This is a genomic window from Bradyrhizobium sp. RT6a (assembly GCF_040547675.1).
GTDB lineage: Bacteria > Pseudomonadota > Alphaproteobacteria > Rhizobiales > Xanthobacteraceae > Bradyrhizobium.
In genome coordinates this window covers 733193-754287 of sequence record NZ_JBEPQC010000004.1, presented here as the reverse complement: position 1 = coordinate 754287, position 21095 = coordinate 733193, and the positions used below count along the sequence as shown (strand labels likewise).

Sequence of the window (21095 nt, the reverse complement as noted above, 5' to 3'; positions counted from 1 at the left end):
ATATCGTTCGAGAGACCGGCGCCAAGACGATCCACTATCTCTATGACTTCGGCGACAGCTGGGATCACGTGATCAAGCTCGAAAAATGGTTCGACAACACCACGACGGAGGGCATGCCCTTCCTGCTCGAGGCCGCCGGTCGTTGTCCTCCGGAAGACGTCGGTGGTGCGCCAGGCTATGCCGAATACCTCGACGCCATCAGCGACCCTGCTCATCCGGAGCACGAAAATATGCGCCGCTGGGGCCCGGAGCGGTTCGATCCCAACGTGATCGACCGGAAGGCCCTCGAGGCCGCCGTCAACGCGTTGTCCGACACATGGAAACCGCGGCGACGCGCCACGCGGACAAAATAAGCGTCAAGCGCCAATCAAAAGGGCCGCAGCGCTACGCTTACACCGTAACCATTCTTGTAGGGCTTACAGCCCTGATTGCCTATGCGGCGGGGCGCCATGATGGCGCTCCGGTTGGACCATCGTCGGCACCCGCGGTTGCATCGCGCGTTGTCCAGCCAGTCGCCTTAGTCGAAGCGCCGCAGGAAGTCCCAGCTAAAACCGCGGCGTCGCCGAGCCCATTACCGCAGCCCGCGGCCAAGCCCACCCAATTGGAATTACCACCGCCGAAGCCTGACGGGAAACGCAAGGTGGAGGTCGCGCTGACTGCGGCAGCTATCGCCGCAATCATCGTCAAGGCGAGCCGAGAACGCTACTACGCCACGGGCCACCCCTGCGCGTGCCCAGATGATCTTACGAATAGCGGCCGAGCATGCGGGGGAGAAGCGCCTACTCGCGGCCGGGCGGTGCTGCGCCGCTCTGCTACCCGACCGATGTCACCGCCGCGATGATCGACGATTATCGCAAAACCGTTCCGCGTTGAGCGTCGCCATGATGCGGGGAGAGAAGGGTGATGAGAGTGTTTGTAGCCGTGGTTGCAATAATCGCCACCGTTGGCACTGTCGGGGCAGAGGAAAAGCGTGCTGGTGCCATCGATACCATCACAAAATCTGCGAAAGACATGTTGCCCTCGATGCCGTATCACTTCCTTCGGTTTCGCTGCCGGCCATTCCAGATTTCAGCATTCCAGTCCTTACAGTCTTCGGGGAAGAAGTAGTCGATCCACGACGCCGCCATCGTCGAACCGGGAGGATCGCTGCCGACTACATTATACCCTTTCTGCGATAGGGTGGCAGTCCAAGCTTCTTCGAAGTGCATCAGAGTCAAAATGGAAGAATAGGCGCGAGACGATCAATCGACGAACGCTCCCGTTTGAGTTCTGATTTGAGGCCGGATAAGTTGAGCCTGCGTAATGTTTGGCCTGAAGGATGATCTTTGCGCCGCCTTTGGCGTGACGGCCATCCATGCCGCCGTCTGGAGCGGCCGCAAACGCTTCGAAACGGACACCAAGCTCGCGGCCGACGAGGTCACGGGCGAGGTCCTCGAAATCAGCTGGCGAAAGGTTTCCGAACTCGTAGGGCATCCTACAGCTCGCTGTAAATCGGGATGGAGACCGCGTGCGCATCGACGATACCGGCCACCTTTTTATGCAGCGGAAGCGTCTTCTTCTGGTCGGACCACACCTGCTTGAATCGCTGCACCGTTTCGGTGGCGGTATCGAGGACAAGCTTTTCGGAAATCTTCGCTTTCGCCGCAAGATGCTTGAGTTCATCCTTCGAAAACTCAACCATTTTCTTGGTACGTGAATAGTTCAACGCCATCTTATCATCCGCAATATAGGGAATGGTCGAAAGCAGATCGTAGGCGGGCGACAATGCTGGCGTTCGCCGGTCGGGATAGATCAGCGACCAGTTCTTAAGGTGCATGTCGGTATTGCCGATCAGCGTACTGAAGACGAGCCTGCGAATAAATTCGGCGACGTCGGCATCACCGGTTTCAATGCCGAGCACACCCGCGATCCCTTTATAATTGACGTGTTCGTATTTCTCGTCCGGCGCGACGCCAAAGACCTGAGCGAAGTCTTCCATGTGGACAGGACCGTCGGCGGTCCGGTCAAACCGCTTGACGGCGAGCGCCTGCCCTTTGAACTCGCCAATGCCCTCGGGCAGTCCGTCGATGGCGTTCACGTCAAGCAGCTGAAGGTCTGGTACGTCCATGCCCATGGCCTTCGCGATCGTCATCATAGAATATTCGTTCTCGGGTACGCCCGCGTACTGGTTGGACGGCAGTTTGACGATCCACAAACCGCCGACGCCTTCCACCGGGATGGTCAGGCCGCCCCTCTTGGAATTGCTCTTGAGCGCCGAGAATTTCAGCTGTACGCCAGCCAGAGAAAACCGCAGCATGTTGTGCCGCTCGTCCGGCGTTAAGTCCTCTTCGACCTGCGGCGGCAGGGCCTCGCCTTCCGCCGGATGGACCGACAATGCGCCCGGAAGATCCTGACCCAGCATCCACAGCAGGAAGAATTCACGCTTTTCCTTTACGCCCGCGCGCTCTGCGAGGTAACGGCGCAGCGGTCCTTCCGGCAACAGGTTAGAGAAAAACGGCGGAAGAACCATGCGGTAGGGCCTGAACGCGGTCAGGAGATTGCCGAACTGGTCTTTGAAAGACAGGCTCAGGGTCGGGCGATCTGGATCGTCGATATAGCTTTGATTGAAGGCAAAGAGCGTCCGGTCCCCCTGCACGAGCGTGAGGGTGGCGATGGGTTTGCCGAATAGATGGACGTCCAGAACCGATACGTCAGGCATCGTCGTCCCCTCCATCAAAAGCATAGGCCGGACGCGGCGCTTCCACAGGATGCGCGATCCGGTTGCGAAGGCCCTGCAGTACGCCCGCAATATTATCTAGTACGGGCTTTGGTGGCGGGCTGGCCTTATCGTGACGAAAAGTCTCAATGACATCCGTAACGAGGGCGAGGTCGGACTTTGAAAGGCGGACCTGTTTTAGGAAGCGAAGATATTCTGTGATGCGGTCGAGCGCGGCTGAACTGCCGTACCGCTTCTTCAGTTTGGCGATGAGGCGTTCACCCTTGGCAAAAAGGACAGACTGCCCATCTTCCTGGAAGAATTCAGGAGCGGTCGAACGGAGTACACCCTCCACTGCGGGAAGAAGTTTTTTAGGCACAAGCACGACTTCGAGGTCGAGCGCCCGCGCCATTTGGATGAAGCTCGATAGGCCCGGTTCAAGGCGCCCGGTTTCGATCTGGGAAATGTGCGCTTGGGTCAATCCGGAGCGGGCGGCTAAAGCGCGCTGGCTCATAGCCTTCTTGACACGCTGGCCCTGCACTTCCCGGATAAGCTCCTCGCTTTGGTACGACACGATAAGTATCCTGATCAAAATTGATATTCGATAAGGATATTATATCATCCTTGCGACCGAGTCAAGGATCGATAATTATCCTTATTAAGACGCAGAACTGATAATTATTCTATATCACTTCTTCGATGCGTCGAAAAATACGGGATATAGACCATGAGCAGGACCAGCGAGAAGGACAGGAAAGCACACCGCCGGAACGCCTTCAGGCTGGCCCTCGATGACGAGCATCTGATCGCGATAGGTCAGGTCGCTCTGCGCGCGGGCATGCTGGACAATCTGATCGATCTTACTGCCCAACAAGGTGATCCAGCGCCACTCGCCGATCGTCCGGAAAGAACTGAGCAAGTTCACGACCGCGAAGAAAATCGGTTTGGCCCAGGAAGCTATTACACAGGACATGCCCGAGAGCAGCAACGCGACTGCCGAGTTTTTCGGTGAGCTCTACGCGGCACGATCCGAGAGGAATGACATCGTTCACCAGACCGACGGATAGACCGGCTTCGCGAACTCGTCCAATGCGGCGAGTATTTCGGATTGGAGCGGTGTACCTGAAGCTCCTTTCACCTATCGGCTGCGCGATCGAAACCGACCTGCCGCCAAGCCCTCCCTGGGGCGGCGCGTCCCCAACCCTGTGAATAAGCGGGATAAGTGTGCAAAACTGCACCAACACGCGGAGCGCGTGCCATCCTTTCGTTCCGGCGAATCGCAAAGCCAAGTCGGGAGGGAGCTATGGAAGACGACGCAGACGGCAAAACAACCTTCTATAGCCCGACCGCAGCCGCGATCGGCAACGAACCGGGGCCGGCACGTGGCTAGATGCACAGCACCAAAAGAAGGTCATCGCTCGTCGAGCGCAGCAGCTGCGTGCCCTGCGTGCCGCGGCCGCTCTGGCCGCTACGGGGGCTATAGTTCGTACTCGCCGCCATCCTATTCGTCTTCGTCCTACTCCGCTTCGTGGAGCAGCGGGGGCGCCAGGAGCAGCGGCGGCGGGTCAGGCGGCAGCGCAAGGCCGAGATGGTCGCGAGCCGGTTCGTCGGTGGCGTATACGCCTGCCGAGGTGCGGGCTCTCACGCCGTTCCGCGACAGCGTCGAAAAGCGAGCGCCCCTTCCTGACCTGCGGGACGTTTTCCTCTGCCATGCGTGGGACGACCGGCAAGCGGCTGCCAAGGAGCTGCACGATCTACTCGAGTCACGCGGCGTCAGGGTCTGGTTCAGCGAGAAGGATGTCGTCCTCGGCACTTCGTTGCTCCGCGAGATCGATAAGGGGCTGGCAAAGTCGCGGGTCGGGATCGTGCTTGTGACCCCTGCGCTGCTGCAACGGGTTCGGGCAGAAGGGATCGCTGAGAAAGAGCTATCGGCGCTCCTGGCACGTGACCTGCTCGTGCCCATCGTACACGGCACGACCTACGAAGCACTTCGCGATGTCAGCCCCCTGCTCGGGTCGCGAAGCGGCCTGAGTACTGCAGATAATTCGATGGCAGACGTTGCGGCCAAGCTCGCCGAGCTGGTCGCTCCCTAGCTTCTGTTCTCGAGGATGGCCGGCCCCACGTCGCAAGCGGTCAGGCGCCGGTGAGGGCGAGCGGCCAGCGCTAAGGAGACGCATGTCAGGCAACCTGGAGACCGCATCCATCAAGGAACGACTGTGGCATAACATGCGGCAAGATCTCGCTCAGTTCGTGCCCGAGACTGAAGGCAATCAACTTCTCATGTGCTGCGCTTGCGGTCGGTTTTTGCCGCTAGAGTTTTTCGACCTCGAGCACCTAATTCCTCAGCGCGCATTGCGAATTGATCCAGCCGTCGTTCGGAGCGACCCCGCTACGCCGGCTAACGTACGATCAGGCAATCTGCTACTTTGCAAGAAGCCGCTTCTCTACAAGGGTTCGAAACATTACGGCAATGGCTGCAACAGCTGGAAAGGTCGATTCTACGATGGGCCTATCGCTGATCTCTTATCGGGAGGAGCTCAGCTGTCTTCACCTAGCCGCAGGGTCAGAGACAAGCACATCATCGGAGCCCTCATGCTAGGTTATCTGGCGATGGTTGCCAAGTACGGCTACGTGGTGACCTTGATGGAGAGCGGTCTGATTTTGCGCGAGCAGTTCTTCAATCCGAACCGTTCCCACAAACGCCTCGGCACTCGCCACCAGGTCGTTTTGGCCGGCCAGCCGTTCACCAAAGAGGGAGAGAAGATATGGACCAATCCCTTCTCATTCAGCTTTGAACGAGGCGCGTGCTTCGTAACCGTCCGCAACTTTGTAATCATCGTGCCAGTTTCGCGCGATCCATTTGCTCCCATCGCAACACATCTGCGGATCGTGCCTTCTAGATTCACCTTTAGACCAGATTTTACCACCGCCTTCAGCTAAAGAAGCCCGACCGATGCCAACGTGCTTACCATCGATCAACATCGGCTAAAGTAGATCTCGGTCGCAGATGTCGGGTGCATGTGGTGGGGAGTGCAACAATTGAACCGGTGGCAAAAATTCGCGCTTGATCACTACGCTGGCTTATTGTCGGCGATCGCCATCGTTGTTTCGGGAGGAAGCCTCTACGTCGCGAAGCTCTCATATGATTTTAGCGTCGCGAAGGAGCTGCGGGAGGTTCAGGAGAAGCAACCGGTTTTCGACCTGCAGATTACCCCACGCGGTGCCTCCGCGGCGGCCTTTGCACTCTCGATACTGAATCGATCTGAATCAAACATCCGTCCGCTCAGCATGCGCGTCGAGAATTCCATTGAAGCAGGCGAATTGTATCTCTCCAGCCGCCAACAGAGCCTGGATAAGCTATCGTCTACGCTCGACCTCCAGCCGATGGGGACTATTGCTCCGAAAGGCACCGCAAAACTTGATGGAATCTTGGCGGGAGCAACCGATGGCAAATGGGATAGCCTGACTCCCGGCCTCGAATTGGACTTCACCTTTCGCTTTCGACACGGCGACCGAAACGATACAATCGAGACAATGGATGTAGTCAGAAACATCTTGCCGCCCGTAACCGATCGTCTCCGCCCGACGCCGGAAATGTTCCTTTCTGTTATTCAGCAGGCTCAGCAAAACGCCCGCCAGAAAGAGCGTTTATACTTTATTGGCCAAATCATCGCGGCAGTTGCCGCTGTTTCGGTCGCACTGGTCTTTATTCTTCGGCGTTTGCGCCACAAGCGTGGATAGCGCCTGCAACGTTGCCCTTGTGGCTTTCTTTTCCATTAGCTCGCGCTGGAGAATCCCCGGTGATCAAGATCGACCCAGCCCGCCCCTTGGTGCTGACCGCCGAGGAGCACGTTCTACTCGGCGAACTCGCCGAAATCATGGGTCAAATCGAACACATGATGATCGAATCTTTGGCACACGTTGATCTGGCCGCGTCTGCCGACCTAAAGGCTCTCCCAGGTCTAGGTCCCCAGGCCAGCCGATGGGCGGACGCCTTATCGTGGCGCGTAACTGATCAAGCGCTCGCAGCTCACATCAAATCCGTCGGCGCTGAACTGTTGCAGTTTGCGGAAGACCGAAACGATTTCATTCATGCCACGTACACCGGGGACTATTGCGTCGGATATGCACAACCGGGGTATCAGGCGACGTCCGCAACACGCCACCGAACCGGCAGAAGCAGGTCGACGGATGAACTTGAGGCCATCCGAAATCGCGCGGCGACACTGTCATGGTCTGTGGACAGAGTTATTGAGGCCGTTTGACTACGAGCACCGTTGTCCGAACGCCGATGGTGTCCTGTGCCATTGATGCCGCCGCTGCTGCCGCCGCCACCGGGCTCTGTTTTCGCGCCGGATTGATTCAGAGGTTCGATTGTTCGCGCAATCACAAAAGATTCACCCGGAGCCGCGCGCGGAGGCAGATGATCCTCCTGGGGCCCTTTTTCTTCGCGACGAGATCGTGCCGCTATCCGCACGTATCCGCGACTTTCCGGCCTCAGTTGACAAGCCGAGCGCGGTAAAGCCGGAGAAATCGTGCAGCCGCGTCCCCATCGCGTCCGTACTGAACGTGATGAAGTGCACCTGGATGTCCGGTCTTCCGTCGCCGGCGAGTTCAGCACGGAAAAACCCTCCCGCGTATCCGGCGGAAACGGCCACCACATACACAGTCCGGAAGGCGACCGGTTCTATACGAAATTGAAGACCATCACGTCCCGTTGGCCGACCGGCATCCGTGCGGGTGCGGAATTCGTGATGCCTACGATGGGTTGATCGCGATCCGGCTGGAATGTGGGAGACCTGGGCCGGGCTCATGGTCGTCCCAGCTCCGGCCTCAAGTCACGAGATTCATTCTGTGGAGAACTCAACCTAACGGTGAATTCACAATAGATCTGTCTTGTTATGCTGAAAGGCTCTCCTCCAAATTTGATCCTGGGATCGATCGTTACGGCCGCGAACAATTGTGATCGTGCGGCGTGCTCGACCTCTGAATTGCCTCACTACCAATGTTGCACGTTTTAATTTTGGAGAGGAGGACCAAGGTCGCGATCGCTTTTGCGGTACTGGCTCTCCTCGCTCCGTTCGGCTTTCTACTAGCACCCTGGGCAATCGATAGGATCGCGATCGGATGGCTCAACGAGCACTTCCCGCCTCGATCGGCCGCCGAAGCTCAGGCGAGCGCCATCAAGAGCTCGGCCAGCAGTTTGAATGAGGTAGCCACTCCCAACGTCGCCTTCACGCTATCAACCGACACACTTGCCTCGTTGTTGAGCGGCGCAATCGCCGCTCTCGACACGCAAGCCATCAAAATCGACCAATTGTCCGTGCATTCCGGCGGGCAGCAAATCCGCTTCTCCGGCGAATTTACTGCCCCGATTGGTTCGCTTGACGGAACAGCCTCCGGGCAGGCGCAAGGTTCGATATCCGTCTCGACGACCGACAGCGGCATCGTTCTCACGCCGGCTCTCGATCGGGTTCAGTGGCCTCGGTTAGCCTAAAAGGGCATCATCTGCCGGGCATGATCGCAAGCAGCGTCGGAGATGCGCTGACCTCCGTCATGGCAAACGCGAATAGCCGAATCAAGCCCATCGAGCTGGCGTTCATCAAGCAGCTTTCGTCCGAACCACGTGTGTCATTGGGCAGCCAAACGATCGTTGTCCCGGCTCAGTCGCTGACGGCCGCAAGTATCCTCATCGATGACAACGGCATCACTTTTCTCGGCCAGATCAATGGTGAACGGCAGCAAAATCAGCAACCGGTGGGTTCGACCGACTTTCCAGGCTTCAAATCCGCCTTCCTGGCGAAGGGCGCTCCGCTCCTGACGAGTGCACCGAAGGATGGCCTCGTCCTATCCCCTGACCTGGTGAAAAGCGCTTTTTCTGGCTTCGGAGCTTCGATTCCCCCGCAGCAGCGAGCGACGGCGCCGCTCGAGGCTGCCTGGCGCAGTGTCCACAATCTCAAGGGGCCGGACGTATCGCTCATCCTACCGGCCGCCAACGTCGGTACCGCAATTGCGCCATTGCTTCAGAAGGCTCTCGGCGAGGCGGCCGCCAAGAAATCCATCACCCTGCTGGATAGCAAATTCATACTCTCCGACGGACGCTTGAGCGTGGTCGCGACCGCCACGGCCGATCTCAAGGATCCGGTATCGGGGAAAGCGACCTCCCGGCTTGGTATCGGTGGTTCGCCAGTGACCGAGAACGGATCGCTATCGTTGCTGCCGGTACTCGACGAGGTGGAAATCATCAAGATCGAGACTACGCGGTTCGATCCGACCGAACTTGTGAGCTCCGTGAACACCATATTGGCTGGCCTTGTGTCTGGGGTTTCCCAGGCGCTGCCCTCGATCCCGATCGACGTTCCGCCACTGCGGATAGCCCCCATCGATCTCAAGGAAATAGCCAAGAAAACTCCTGGACTCGAGCTGTCGCCGGCGACGTTGTCTGCCGCCGAAGGCAAGCTGGCGGGCGCCGCGATCCTAATAGCCAGCGACGGGATTCAGATCCTCGCCGACTTCGATCTTGCATCTCCGAACCTCGCCGACCGCCTTGCTGGCGTGGAACCGCCGCCGTTCTCCGGCAAGACTGCGGATCTCAAGGAGGCCTTCAGCCAGCGCCGGCGAACACGTTTCCCCGACGCCGATATGGCCTCGATTTCCGCCGATGTATCCTGGACGCGCCTCGCCGAAATTACCAATGCCCACTGGCACGATATCGGCGGCATTCAGGCCGTCTATCGTGTCGACACGGGCTCGCAGGCAATGACCCCGACCGAAATCCGACTGGTGAAGAAGCCGACATATGCGTGCTCGCAACGCAATTGCTCGTTCCACTCCTGCGCCTATGATTGTACACGAGACGGCTGCGATTGGGCGTGCGGTCGCGGCATATGCACGAACGTCCCGTGCCCTAGCTGGAGAGAACCTGCCAAGTTCTGTGAAAAGTGTACCGGTGACCCGGTCTGCGAAGCAAACAAGGCGGCCTGTCAGGTCGCTCGCGAACCAAAGTATCAAGCTTGCCGCACGGCTTGCGATGTCGCGGCCAATACGGAAAAGGCTGCGTGCGATGCGGCAGCCGTAACCGACAAGGCGGGATGTGATTTGGGGAACGCCATTCAGCAACTGGCCTCACAAGTCGGCGGCATCGGCAAGATCGGGGGCGACGGACGGGCGCAAGGCGTCATAAAGGCGGACGCGGCCGCTTTGACGCTCACGACCGATCGCCCTGGCATTAGGTTCGCGCCGAGGATCGCCGTAGACCTCACCGTAAGCGGCGCGATCGACTTTACACCCTACGACATTGGGACGGTTTTGGTGTGTCCAGCCAAGGGTAAGGCGTTCTTCTCGGCGAACGTGACCCTCCCGCCCCAGCAGCCGAGCATCACGGCTAGTTTCGCTACTGGCCCTCCGGATCCGGCCGCCCCGAGCACGCTCATTCTCAACGGCCACGTCGACAGCTTCAACCTGACGGCCAAGATCACCCCGGCACCGGCCGAGGCGGTCCTTACCCAGAACCCCCAGCTCCTTGTCGAGTGCAATCCAGTGTTGACGGGAGCGATCACGGGTCTCTCGATCATCGGAAAGGCACAAGGGCTCTCCGGTGGCGACATCATCAGGGCGTTGGCGGGGAAACAGGCCTCCGCTGCCTTCACCGGCGATGTCGGCTATGATCTCGACGGTTTCGACATCCCGATCAAGATCGAGCGCAAAGATCTCAAGCTTGGAGAGCAAGTCTTGGTAGTGGTACCCCACCTGGGCGAACACTCGATTGGCTTCTCCGTTCGCCAGTAGGGTCGCCGCTCGTCATACATTCCGCGGGGCGCAGGCGGCAACGCGTCGAGGGCCGCTTTCGAATGCTGCACCAGATGAGCAGCGCCTCTATCCGGGCATAGCTCGCGACCGCGGCCAAGCGTCCGCGATGCGCCAAGTAAGGTACGCGCACGCGACCACGCACAGGACGTAGAGGTAGGTTTGGATCGGTGGATAGATCCATGGCATCCCTTCGGTCAGATTGCGAATGCAATACGTCGACGGAGAACCTCCCTGAAACGTGAAATCCGTGAGGTGCTGCACCCAGCTCCAGCCCTCGCACCCGGGTTTCGAAGGAACCACCTTCAGAAGGAATTGTGCAGTCATGAATAGGCTTGAGAGGAACGGCACCGCGAACAACAAATAGACCCACCGACTTACCCGAGCCGCGTGCCAACGGAGCTTGCTCGCCTCCTCCAATACGGCTTCTCGCGCCACAAAAAGGCTGTCAGCTTCGATCTTAAGGGAGATCAGCAGCAGCAGAGCGAGCGGCGGACCAAAAGCGACGATGATGCCGGGCGAGATATCCAAAGAGATGCCGAGAGCGGAAAGCTTATCGGGATTCGCGGTTCGCGTAAGCGCGCAAAGCAGAATGAGTAGCAGGCAGCGATTTCCGTACGCTCGGATGAAACTCGCTTCAGCGTTTAGGTAGGACAACATGGTACCCCCTCTTGCCCTGCTTCGATTCAGCATCGGGACCGAACATGATCGGTCACTCGATATCGTGCAAGGGGGTCCCGCGTTGGACGCCTGCTTAGGCGAATTTGGGTGCGTATGCTCTAGCGGAGGGCGCGCGGGCAAACTTGGGGCGGAGCTCAGCCAGTTCGATAAACTTGTCCGCTCGTCCCTTTGCCGACCCCAAAATGCAGATCGCTGATCATAACGGTTAGACGATCCGCATCTTTTTCTGGCTGCTGGTAATTCACTCGCGCAACGGCCGGCCCGCTATCCTGAGCAGAGGATGCACCAACAACAAGACCCGGGAGCGCAAGGGCGATCGCACAGCGCCTAGGGTCGCTTAAAACCTAGCAAGAATTAGTTTGTTACTGATACACAGGGGTCGCGCGCAAAACCTCAGATGGCGGATGCTCGAAGGCGGAGGCAAAAATCGTCGACGAACACGACCCCGAGGGGTCGGGCGTTTCCAATCGCAGGTCAATGCCCTGAGCGCCCGGATTCTGTATGATCGAACACGCGCGCTTATCTTCAGCTGACAGTGCGCTCCTTGAGGAACTATGTGCTCTGAGGCGCCAAGGAGAGGGTTTGGTTTTGGGTCGAGGCGATCGATACATCTGACGGTTTGACCAAGCGACGCGCCGCGTCTTGATCTGTGCGGAGACCGGACTTTACAAGCGAAGAATGTCGTCATGTCGCAGACAGATGCTGCGCGGCCGCCTCGATTGCCTTTGCGGCGCTTTCGTACACACCGACCACTGCGCACGATAACATCAAATTTTGATTCAGACCGAAATCCTCCACTTCTAGCTGCCGATCATCCCGCAACCGTCGGTCATGGCCACGCTCTGTGGCTATTCGGCTAGCCAGGGGCCGCACATCCCGGCTATACGCAAAAATTGGGAGCGCCAAAGCGTTGGCAAAGCCCATCTCGAACGCCGTACCATCGTCGGCATGTGGCCCCCTGAATGGCGACACATCCGCTACAACGATGTCACATACCCGAAGACGGGCGATATTGTGATCGAATATCTCACGGGCAGTGACGCCAGGTCCCAATTCGTCTAATGGGAACACTCCGATCAGACCATGATCTTGGCAAAGCCTTTTGAGCAGGTGCCCCACTTCGCGTGCATCCGGGAAGAAAACCGTGGGGCCTGCGAGGTACGCCTTTGGTGCACTAGGCATTTGTGTTTCCGCTCTTCAAATTTTTAGCTCGTCTATCAACTTGCTATCGCGAACAGCGTCGAGGGATACGGTGATTGGAGTGCCGACCATTCTCCAACGAGAAGCATCCGCATTTTGCCTTGCGTCCAGGGTAGCCTCGAACAAGGGATCGCCATGAAGACTGATGACAACGCCGTGGTCGCCGGGCGGGCAACTGATGACCTGTGCAGTACCGGTCGCATCCTTCCACAAGCCAACGGCCCAACTCGCTTCCCGCGATCCCCGCTCCTCGAGAGTCATTCTTTCGAGCGCAGAGTTCGATCGAGATATCAACCCTCGCGAAGTGAACGTTAGAACCGAGCTACCCGGATCATCCGAAAGCGCCGTTGCGTAGCGCGCTGACCATCTAACCGGAATTTGTGGCCCATCCATAAGCAATACGAACACTAGATTCGGTCCTATGGCTCTCAGCACCTCGTGGCAAGGATCACTCCGGGCAAGATCCTCGCAGATCATGGTGGTAAAAACTGAAGCACTTCGAATGACCTTTACGTGGATTTCCCGCTGCTGAAGAACAATCTTTTCCCACCAGAGATATCGCGGATCCAAGGCATTGGTTAGGTCGTAGGTTGCGAGTTGATGTAAGTCCAGCCGCCAGCGATGATGTTTTGCGCGGCTCGTCGTTGCAGCCATCCTGGTAGAACGCTCGCCATTCGGCTCATCGAAAAAGTGGGACGAGAGCGCGAAATTGCCCTTCTCGCCGGCACAATTGTCACTCGATCCTGCTACGAAAAATTCAACGTCCGGATGGTGGTCGCGAAGATGATCGGCGACAGCTTTGTACGACTTCCAATCGAGCGCGTATTCAGGGAAAACAACCCCGTTGACGCTACCCGCCTTCGCTCTTGCTTGGGCCAAGAGAAGATCGACCATCTTTACTATGGCCTGTGAATTTCTGGGCAACCAGTGCTGATCGAGTGTGAACCACCCCCAAGGTTTGGCTCGACCCGGTCTCCTCAGCTCTTCTTCAGTGGTCACCTTTTCTCCGACAAACCACTCTGCATCCATTTCAAACGGATACGGAATCAAGAGCAAACGGAGATCCGTTCGGGATTCTGGCAGCATATACTGGGGCGGCCGCTGCCAATGCGCGCGCATCTCGCCCCTGGGCGGAAGAAGCGCCAGATTGTGCGCTAATGTTCGAGGCGTACAGCCTACTTCTGGCGTGTGTGATTTGGGTTGTACGCAGACGACGTCACGATCTGCCATAAGACAAATGCTTGCAATCTGTCTGTCTACGCGACGGTGGCGGTCGGAGGGCGTAACCCCATCTGACGAATTGCGCAGACAATAATCGACGGTAAGCGCCACCCAGCTCCCGTGCCAGTCGCTCTGCTTGTCGTCTACGTGGATGTAGCCGACACTTTCGCAAGCCTCATCGGCAATCGCCATCAGCGCCCAGCAAATCTTCCACCAGCTTGGTGCTGATTTGCCTTCTTCAGGCTCCTTGAAGACCGGCTCGCCTCTGCACTTCCAGAGTTCGGTCCATAGCTGTTGTATTTCGGTTGGTAGCTCTGGATACCGCTTAGCCCATCCCTTTCCGATGTGCTGCCACTCCAGAAGGTCTGCATCCTCAACGCACACACACGCCTCACTCCAATCATCCCGCCGGCCGCGCGGAACAAAATAGTGATAGGCACCGCCGACCTGCAGCAAGAAGGCCGCAGCCGCGAACAGGTCGGGTGGGTAGCTCGGAGCGAACCTAAGTCGTTTATTCTGCTGGTCGGGTCCATCCGGGAAGACCCAGGAGATTACGGCTCCAACGCTCAGAAACCGGGGCCCATTTGCGGGAGAAAAAGGAGGCATTTTCAATGGGATGGTTAACGTGGAACAGGGGGCAATTCCCTACTTATCTACCATGACAAAATTGTAAGCAAGGGTTGTGTGGCGCACCGCTTCAACTTAAATAGACGGAGGCGAAGCCGCCCAGCGACGTTCGGACGTCTCGACTCAACCGTGGGTATGTGTTTTGTTGAACCGCCCGGGCTTTGGCGTAGACGGACGATTAACGGGAAGGCGCGAAGCTGATAGCGTCGCCCGATTCGTTCTTTGAAAAGGTGTACCGTGACCATTCTTGTTGATGAGGCGTACGAAAAGGCCAATCGTCGCTCCGCAAATTGGGCGGGAGAGATGGTTCGTCGGCGTTTTGCCGAAGTATACGGTGACCAGGGCGCGCAGGTTCTGACTGACATTCAGTCGCGAATGGAATCAAACATCCGTAGCGATGGTCGTCTGGTGCCACAGCCGATAGAGCCATCCGCGCCAAAGTGAGCTGCAGATTCATTGTACTTGAAGAGAGGAGCCTCGGTCGCAAGACCGGGGCTTTGCATTAGACCACCGCGGTATCGCATTCGTTTCGAATCACGAGATGGGCATATCGGGGGCTGGACCGGCCGCGCGGCCCCGCCTGGAATGGGCCTCCAGTCCGCCGAGGACCCGCGGCAATCGATCCATTTTCTGCGACAAACTATTCTTCAGTTAGGACGGCTTGGGTGCGCTAGTCCCTTGCTTGGGCGAAGCTCGTATCCAACTCCCGAGAACACTGCTTTGACGATGTCGCAACAGAAGCCGAACGGGTTGTTTTCATTAGGTCGCTGGACGGCTAAAGCGTGAATGAGAAGCAGATTTATCTATGCCCTTCCATAGCAAGCCGCAGCGCCTTTGGGATGCGCTGCGCCTTTCCGCCGGAGATATCCGCGCCCAGGTCGCGCGCGTACTCCGCGACCTGGGCGACCCGGAGCCGCCGCTCGATCTCGGTTCTGTCATCGGGCAACTGAAGCTCGACTTCAAATACGACAGCAGCGCCGACCTCTCGCTGTTCGACGAGTTCGCCACGCTCGATCCGCATTGCCAGGCGATCATCGAGGCGGACGCGAATTACGGCGCCGGTCACGGTCGCACCGATGCGCGCGAATGGCTCCGTGCGAAAGAATGCGGCGGCATGCAGCGGCGTGTCGGCCGAGCCGGTCACCTTGCGCCGTACTTCATGCCAGGGGTGACGGATGAGCCGGTCGAGATCGCCGGCCATGACCGCGCAGCCGCCAAGCCCATAAACGGGATGACGCGGCACGAGGACTTCGTGCCCGGTATCATCGACGAATACGACGAGGCTTTGATCGGCGATGGTCAGCGCGCCCGCCGTCATGACCGCATGAAGGCCAGCAGCGGCCCGATGTCGTGATTGTCCGCGGCCTGAAGCGCCGCCACGTATTGATTGCGCAGCGTTCCTACGTCGGCAAGGCTTCCGCCGCCCCAGCTAAACGCTTTGCTGCCGAGCCGTTCAATCACGAGATCGGCCATCATGCGCGCGTGACGGCCATTGCCGTTCGGGAAGGCGTGAATCTGCGTCAGCCGGTGATGCTGGCGCGCGGCGATTTCGTCAGGTGGATAGGTCTCGTGTTCGACCCAATAGCGTACGTCATCGAGCATCGCCGGCATCTCGGCGGCGATAAGATGCGGGGCGATGCCGATATTGAGTTCGCCCTGCCGGTAGGTTCCGGCCCATTTCCAGACTTCGCCGAACATCTGCTTGTGCAGCGTCTTGACGAAATCCTCCGTCAGGAGATCGGCCGCCTTTCCGCGGCGGCGGCGGCCCCAGGCCGCGCCCTTGACGATGTTTTCCTCTTCCGCCTCGTTCAGGTCCGCGCGGCTGGTGATCCAGGTTTGCAGCAGATCGCCGCGCAGCGCGGGATCGAGCGGCGTCGCGTCATCCGGTTCCTGGAAGAGATCCGTCATAGCTCGTTCCACAAATCGCGGTCTTTGAGGACATCACGAACATACGCCTCAATGCGCGCTTCGAGATTGGCGTCGCCCGTCCCCTGCGCTTCCAGCTTCATCGTATGGGCGACGCGGCCCAGTTCGCGTCTGGCGATCTTGCGCGCGCGCGCGCTCACGGCGCCTTCAAGCGACGTGTTCGGCACGAGGGCGTAGACAAGCGTGCAGTCGAGGGCTTCCGCCGCGCGGCGCAGCGTCTTGAGCTGGACCGAACCGTTCGCTTCCGACTTTTCAAGGGCCTCGACGCTCTGGGGACGGATTTTGAGCCGCTTGGCGAACTGGACGCCCGTCATGCCGAGCGCGTCCCTGATCGCCCGCACCCAGCCTTTCGGCGGGGCGTTGAAGCGGTCTTCGGGTTTGAGCGGGATGAGCCGCTCATCAAGTCGTTTACGACCGCGCTGGCGAGCATCGTTTTTCATAGTGTGACCTGATTTTATGGGCCGTTGTATCAGTCTACAGTCTTGTTTATTCCAATATTTATCAGGCCACAACCTGATTTTAGCGCTACAATAATCAGCCCGCGGTCTTATTTTCCTTGCAAACCGCCTATTTTGAAACCAAATCAGGGACTTGGCGGGGGTCCCAAACCGTCAGCACGAATCGCCCTCATGGTCTACCATGACGGCCAATGACGGATGCGACGCCCACGGAGATACAAACCGGAGGCGCGGCGGCGGATGAACTCCCGCCGCCGACCGCCCCTGAGAACATGTCTATAAGCCTGCGCTGCTTCGATACGGAGGAGTACGCACGCGCGTTGGCGATCTGGTCGCGACCGATGTTCGCTCTCTGAACAGCTATATCGACCTGACCACCCTAGACGGCATTACAATCACGCTCGACTATGCTCAGGCGTTGCTCGACCTCGACCGAAGCTATGCAACGTCGTTCAGCCGATGTCGATGTTCCGATATCATGCGAGCAAGGCATTTGCGAAACATGCGAGACGCGGGTTCTCGGTGGCGTGCCTGATCATCATGATCAGATACTTTCGGACGAGGAAGAGGTCTCCAACCGCTCGATGATAGTTTGCTGCTCGGGATGTGTCAGTGAGACTCTGGTGCTCGACTTTGTAGCAATGAGCGTTCGCGCGGCTGCCCACCAGTTCAAGCGTGCCCGGCGAGAACTCAATTCCTGCGCACCCGGCTTGGCCGCGTCATCCTGACATCAGGCGCAAGATCGAGGGCGCCCCTGCGCTTGAGGATCGCTTTGGTCCGCTGCTCGATCTCGCCCACCGGGTTCGCCATCAAGAGCCGCCTCAGCGCGGCCCCAAGGTCTACTCGTTGCACGCCCCCGAGGTGGAGTGCATCGGCAAAGGCAAGGCCCGGGCACCTTACGAATTTGGCTGCAAAGTCTCGATTGCCACGCCTGCCACCGCGCCCAAAGGCGGGCAGTTCGTACTGCATGCCAAGGCCCTGCACGGCAATCCCTATGACGGCCACACGCTCGGTCCCGTCATCGCCGACCTCGAAAAGCTCACTGGTGTTGCAGCGCGCCGCATCCACGGCGACAAGCGCTACCGCGGCCACAACTATCCCGACCGGTTCAAGGTCTGGATCAGCGGCCAGGTTCGCCGTGTCACCAAAGCCATCCGCCGCGAGATGCGGCGTCGCGCCGCCGTCGAGCCTGTGATCGGCCATCTCAAGGACGACCACCGAATGCGCCGTAACCATCTCAAGGGTCGCGACGGCGACCGCACCAACGCCGTGCTCGCCGCCGCCGGCTACAACTTCAGCCTGCTCCGCCGCTGGCTCACCGAACTTTTATGCGGCCTGTTATGGATACTCTGTCGCCAACTATCGCAACCAGACCTTGCGTAAAACGGTGCTCAGGGACGTGCTTCACGAACGACTCATTATCAAAAGTAGCTGCTGACCCGGACGCCCCGCTGCGGCACCCCTGCGAGCCGACCGTTCACCGCGGCCTGCTCACGCCAGAAAACAGCCCCAAATCTCGAGCCCTTTCGCGAAAAAAACAGCCAAAAATAACCTCACCCCAATAGCTACTTACCAGATCGAGTCGTTTTCAAAACTAAAAACGGGGTGATCGAGTCGTTTTCAAAGTGGAAATCGAGTCGCTTTCAAAACGCGCGGTCGTGGAAAATCAACGGGATAGCCGAGCCGTTTTCAAAGTGGCCCCACAGAAATTTGTTGGTCCACTGTAAGAACGGCTCGCTTGGGTTATAAGAGCGACTCGATTCCGGGCTTTAAGAACGACTCGATTTTGTAACTCGATGGCCGATCTTTGAAAATCAGCGGCCGAGCTTGAAACCAAACATTAACGCCGCGAAGATTTAGCCGTGGGCTAAGCGGTTTTGCCGCGATCGCAGTCGATTTTGGTCGGTGTTAGGTGGCCCAGCAGCCGCTGGGGCGCGGGCAATGCCGGCGTCGCCGATCGCGACACTGAAGCTGATGCGGGTGCTGCTGCTGGCGATGATGATGCCGCGGATGATGCCAGTCATTATGTTCATAAACATGCCGACGGGCAGCATCATGCTGATCATCATCATGGTGCCGCCGATGATCGGCACCGGGTATGCCGGCTTCGTTCTTGTCGAGCCTGAACGCTAGGCTCGCGCCCCTCTGTCTGTCTTAACGAAAAGCGGCGCCGCGTTGTCTACCACTTCCCTCGGAAGCATCTTCAGCTGCTCTGGTTCGAACGGCAAGTGAGTGAGATAGTTCGCGACCAGAGCACCCACGGCTTCCGCCTGTGCTGCATCTCGTTGGCGCTTGAGCGGTTCTCTGTCCGCACGACGGGACAACCAAAGCTTATGGGCGCCCCAAACCCGAGGATCAGGCGCGACGATACGCACGGGTTCACCCTTTTCGTCGATCGCGATCGCTTCGAAAGCCGGAGAATTTTGCAGCCAATCGAGTCCTTCGATTTGAACGGCAGTCAGGTCTTCCGGGTCCGAGCCGATCTTGTCCGGAGCCTTCTTCCAAGGAGGACTCTGCATAGGCTTGATCAGATCGACGAGATAACCGTCTCGGTTTACAGCGCGGAAAGTCTGCTTGGCGCGTTCGAAGCTGGTGTCGACACGTTGGAGTATCTTGAGGAGCGAAGAGTCAGAGACGTCGTCGTCCGCCACGAACGTAAGCCCGCCGCGCGCGTCGAACAGAAGATCGATGTCTTCCGTCGTGGCGAGGCCCGGATCGATTCTGACGCCGGAAAAGGCTTCATAACCGTAGATCGCGTTCGTTCCTAGAATCCGAATGCCTGAACCCAGCACCCCGAAACCATCGAGAGCGCGCATGATCCGGGCTCCAATAAGCGGTACACGACCCAAGCCGAGCACACGATTGACTGCAGCTTGCCGGTCCATCGTGTCGCGCAAGTTCTTCAATCGGTCCTCTGCCGCAGTGCGCTTGGCCTCAAAGTCGGCCTTCATCTTTTCCGTTTCGGGAGAGCGCGCGCCGAGCGAGCTTTGCTTCCGGAGGCCCGCTTTGTCGTAGTAGCTCCGGACTAGGTATTCATGGCCCTTGGACTCTACCCAGGTCAGGGAACCGCGATGAGCGTCGGACACCTCCTTCGCGTCTCGGAGGGCCTGAAAGCGCTGCTGGCTATTGACAACCTCGCGGCGCTGATCATTGTTAAGCTCTTGAAAATCCATGGTTTCAACACTTCGATCAGTTTAGGGGCGCTGCTGTTGAAACCGTATTTATCATTTGAATTCAAGAGTTTCAACAGTTCCGTCGAATATGAAGCCAAACTGTTGAAACCGGGAACTTTTCTCCCCATTCGATGGCCGTCCATCCACCATGCTAACCGCCTCCATCGAACCACCGGTCCAGGGCCTGTCTATCGGTCTCTCCGTCGATGAAAGGCAGTGAACGCGATCAACGCTAAGAACGCGGTCCCGCCGGCTTGACCCACGGTCGCATAGAGTAGCGAGATGATGCCGAAGAAAGCAGGGATGCCTTGGGGGGCGACTACGGGACAGACGATGGCGCATCCCGACTTGGGAATCGAGGTCGGCCGCGGCCAAAGCCAGGGCGCGAGCGGAACCGCGAGGACAGCGCCGGCAAGCTGAGCCGGCGCAATTTCAGAGGCACTCCAGCAGATCAAGCGCAGGTGTACTGGCCCATCATCCCCGCGTCTTCATGTTCGAGGATGTGGCAATGATACATGAAGGGGTGCTCGCGCGTTGCCGGCCTGGTGAAACTCACCAGTAGTTCGGCCTTGTCCTCGACGAGGACCACATCCTTTAATCCCGCGAGGTGTTCGGGAGGCGGTTTGCCGTCCAGCGACAGGATCCGGAACATAGCGCCATGGATGTGGAACGGGTGCGGCATTCCGACCGAGAGAATCTCCCATATTTCGGTCGTTCCAAGCCTGGACGTCGATTCTCTTGGGATCATGGACTTTGCCGTTGATCCCGATGAGAGCCGGCATATCCGGATGTTCGCTCATCCGTGTCCGCTGTTCGCATATGCCGTTATTGAGAACGAATTGCCGGCGTTGAACCGCGACGCTCGGGTCCATCGCCATTGGATCGACCAGAACGGACGGCAAGCCGTGATCGTCGCCGTCGTCGACAATGACGAGCCCCGCCAGACCGAGATAGATTTGCCGAACCGTGTCGTGATGCGGGTGAGGATGGTACCAAAGTGTCGCTGCAGGTTGGTCAACCGCGAGGACCGGTCGCCATGTCTCGCCGGGGTTGATCCCCTGCTGCGGCCCGCCGTCCGAATGCCCCGGCACCAGCAGGCCATGCCAATGGACGGTGGTCGGGAAATGGACCGCGTTGTGGACGATCATTTGCACGCGATCTCCACGCCGCAGTCGGAGGACCGGACCGAGGATCGGCGATGAATAGCCGTAGGTTCGTGTAGGCCTGACGGCAACCGTGCAGACGGTAGCAGATATTGTATACGAGGTCGGTGAAGGCATCGGCATCTGGACGATTCCATACGTGACG

The 21095-nt window shown here is 58.5% G+C and carries 20 protein-coding genes and 5 pseudogenes; 12 read left to right on the top strand and 13 right to left on the bottom strand.

The annotated features are described in order from the left end of the window. The coding region (locus tag ABIC03_RS25445) for a plasmid pRiA4b ORF-3 family protein (RefSeq protein ID WP_354061999.1) at positions 1-353 on the top strand (353 nt) is incomplete at its 5' end. Between the two features lie 805 nt (positions 354-1158). On the opposite strand, the gene ABIC03_RS25440 is transcribed toward ABIC03_RS25445, so the two are convergent. The 4 genes from ABIC03_RS25440 to ABIC03_RS25425 form a co-directional block, all read right to left on the bottom strand. Beyond that, a complete protein-coding gene (locus ABIC03_RS25440; protein WP_354061997.1) occupies positions 1159-1473 on the bottom strand; it encodes a restriction endonuclease in 315 nt (104 codons plus the stop codon). 1 nt (position 1474) lies between these two features. Then, complete coding sequence (locus tag ABIC03_RS25435) at positions 1475-2698, bottom strand: type II toxin-antitoxin system HipA family toxin (RefSeq protein WP_354061995.1); 1224 nt, start codon at positions 2696-2698, stop codon at positions 1475-1477. Further along, positions 2691-3269 (bottom strand): helix-turn-helix domain-containing protein, encoded by a 579-nt coding sequence (locus ABIC03_RS25430; protein ID WP_354061993.1) that lies wholly within the window; start codon positions 3267-3269, stop codon positions 2691-2693. Before ABIC03_RS25430 ends, ABIC03_RS25435 begins: the two co-directional genes overlap by 8 nt. Before the next feature lie 114 nt (positions 3270-3383). Continuing rightward, complete coding sequence (locus tag ABIC03_RS25425) at positions 3384-3683, bottom strand: hypothetical protein (protein ID WP_354061991.1); 300 nt, start codon at positions 3681-3683, stop codon at positions 3384-3386. A 622-nt stretch (positions 3684-4305) separates the two neighbouring features. On the opposite strand from ABIC03_RS25425, the gene ABIC03_RS25420 reads away from it, so the two are divergent. The 4 genes from ABIC03_RS25420 to ABIC03_RS25405 all read left to right on the top strand — a co-directional run bounded on the left by ABIC03_RS25420 (position 4306) and on the right by ABIC03_RS25405 (position 6960). Beyond that, a complete protein-coding gene (locus tag ABIC03_RS25420) occupies positions 4306-4788 on the top strand; it encodes a toll/interleukin-1 receptor domain-containing protein (RefSeq protein ID WP_474423510.1) in 483 nt (160 codons plus the stop codon). Positions 4789-4870: 82 nt separating this feature from the next. After that, complete coding sequence (locus ABIC03_RS25415; protein WP_354061987.1) at positions 4871-5635, top strand: hypothetical protein; 765 nt, start codon at positions 4871-4873, stop codon at positions 5633-5635. A 99-nt stretch (positions 5636-5734) separates the two neighbouring features. Next, positions 5735-6436 carry a hypothetical protein gene (locus ABIC03_RS25410; protein WP_354061985.1) on the top strand — a complete coding sequence of 234 codons (702 nt, stop codon included), beginning with the start codon at positions 5735-5737 and terminating at the stop codon, positions 6434-6436. 59 nt (positions 6437-6495) lie between these two features. Then, on the top strand, positions 6496-6960 hold the full coding sequence (locus ABIC03_RS25405; RefSeq protein WP_354061983.1) for a hypothetical protein: 465 nt from the start codon (positions 6496-6498) through the stop codon (positions 6958-6960). A 203-nt stretch (positions 6961-7163) separates the two neighbouring features. On the opposite strand, the pseudogene ABIC03_RS25400 reads toward ABIC03_RS25405, so the two are convergent. Continuing rightward, positions 7164-7341, bottom strand: a pseudogene (locus ABIC03_RS25400) (choline dehydrogenase); the annotation flags it as partial. 9 nt (positions 7342-7350) lie between these two features. On the opposite strand from ABIC03_RS25400, the pseudogene ABIC03_RS25395 reads away from it, so the two are divergent. From ABIC03_RS25395 to ABIC03_RS25385, 3 genes and pseudogenes are all read left to right on the top strand, one after another. Next, positions 7351-7467 (top strand): annotated as a pseudogene (locus ABIC03_RS25395) (methylmalonate-semialdehyde dehydrogenase (CoA acylating)); the annotation flags it as partial. Between the two features lie 233 nt (positions 7468-7700). Then, the gene (locus ABIC03_RS25390) at positions 7701-8192 is read left to right on the top strand and encodes a hypothetical protein (protein ID WP_354061981.1); all 492 of its coding nucleotides are present in this window, start codon (positions 7701-7703) and stop codon (positions 8190-8192) included. Continuing rightward, on the top strand, positions 8174-10483 hold the full coding sequence (locus ABIC03_RS25385) for a hypothetical protein (protein ID WP_354061979.1): 2310 nt from the start codon (positions 8174-8176) through the stop codon (positions 10481-10483). The genes ABIC03_RS25390 and ABIC03_RS25385 overlap by 19 nt, the downstream gene beginning before the upstream one ends. A gap of 87 nt (positions 10484-10570) precedes the next feature. Here ABIC03_RS25385 and ABIC03_RS25380 read toward each other — a convergent pair whose 3' ends face one another. The 3 genes from ABIC03_RS25380 to ABIC03_RS25370 form a co-directional block, all read right to left on the bottom strand. Continuing rightward, positions 10571-11161 carry a hypothetical protein gene (locus ABIC03_RS25380; RefSeq protein ID WP_354061977.1) on the bottom strand — a complete coding sequence of 197 codons (591 nt, stop codon included), beginning with the start codon at positions 11159-11161 and terminating at the stop codon, positions 10571-10573. A 705-nt stretch (positions 11162-11866) separates the two neighbouring features. Further along, the gene (locus ABIC03_RS25375; protein ID WP_354061975.1) at positions 11867-12364 is read right to left on the bottom strand and encodes a nucleoside 2-deoxyribosyltransferase; all 498 of its coding nucleotides are present in this window, start codon (positions 12362-12364) and stop codon (positions 11867-11869) included. A gap of 15 nt (positions 12365-12379) precedes the next feature. Next, a complete protein-coding gene (locus tag ABIC03_RS25370) occupies positions 12380-14059 on the bottom strand; it encodes a hypothetical protein (RefSeq protein WP_354061973.1) in 1680 nt (559 codons plus the stop codon). A 976-nt stretch (positions 14060-15035) separates the two neighbouring features. Between ABIC03_RS25370 and ABIC03_RS25365 the strand changes: the two genes are divergently transcribed. Beyond that, the gene (locus ABIC03_RS25365) at positions 15036-15584 is read left to right on the top strand and encodes a hypothetical protein (RefSeq protein ID WP_354061971.1); all 549 of its coding nucleotides are present in this window, start codon (positions 15036-15038) and stop codon (positions 15582-15584) included. Here the strand turns inward: ABIC03_RS25365 and ABIC03_RS25360 are convergent. Together ABIC03_RS25360 and ABIC03_RS25355 are read right to left on the bottom strand one after the other, a co-directional pair. Beyond that, positions 15545-16138, bottom strand: coding sequence for a mobile mystery protein B (locus ABIC03_RS25360; RefSeq protein ID WP_354061969.1), 594 nt, complete (start codon positions 16136-16138; stop codon positions 15545-15547). The two genes, ABIC03_RS25365 and ABIC03_RS25360, sit on opposite strands and share 40 nt — an antisense overlap. Next, positions 16135-16596, bottom strand: a complete 462-nt coding sequence (locus ABIC03_RS25355) for a mobile mystery protein A (RefSeq protein ID WP_354061967.1) — start codon at positions 16594-16596, stop codon at positions 16135-16137. Before ABIC03_RS25355 ends, ABIC03_RS25360 begins: the two co-directional genes overlap by 4 nt. Positions 16597-17021: 425 nt before the next feature. Between ABIC03_RS25355 and ABIC03_RS25350 the strand changes: the two are divergent. The 3 genes and pseudogenes from ABIC03_RS25350 to ABIC03_RS25340 all read left to right on the top strand — a co-directional run. Continuing rightward, positions 17022-17204: pseudogene (locus ABIC03_RS25350) on the top strand (2Fe-2S iron-sulfur cluster binding domain-containing protein); the annotation flags it as partial. 69 nt (positions 17205-17273) lie between these two features. Beyond that, positions 17274-17997: pseudogene (locus tag ABIC03_RS25345) on the top strand (transposase); the annotation flags it as partial. Positions 17998-18555: 558 nt separating this feature from the next. Continuing rightward, the gene (locus ABIC03_RS25340; protein ID WP_354061965.1) at positions 18556-18747 is read left to right on the top strand and encodes a hypothetical protein; all 192 of its coding nucleotides are present in this window, start codon (positions 18556-18558) and stop codon (positions 18745-18747) included. Here ABIC03_RS25340 and ABIC03_RS25335 read toward each other — a convergent pair. The 3 genes and pseudogenes from ABIC03_RS25335 to ABIC03_RS25325 form a co-directional block, all read right to left on the bottom strand. Beyond that, the gene (locus ABIC03_RS25335) at positions 18744-19787 is read right to left on the bottom strand and encodes a GSU2403 family nucleotidyltransferase fold protein (RefSeq protein WP_354061963.1); all 1044 of its coding nucleotides are present in this window, start codon (positions 19785-19787) and stop codon (positions 18744-18746) included. The genes ABIC03_RS25340 and ABIC03_RS25335 overlap by 4 nt on opposite strands. A 451-nt stretch (positions 19788-20238) precedes the next feature. Beyond that, a complete protein-coding gene (locus ABIC03_RS25330) occupies positions 20239-20535 on the bottom strand; it encodes a multicopper oxidase domain-containing protein (protein ID WP_502917343.1) in 297 nt (98 codons plus the stop codon). Positions 20536-20761: 226 nt separating this feature from the next. Next, positions 20762-21067: pseudogene (locus ABIC03_RS25325) on the bottom strand (multicopper oxidase domain-containing protein); the annotation flags it as partial. Between the last annotated feature and the right edge of the window lie 28 nt (positions 21068-21095).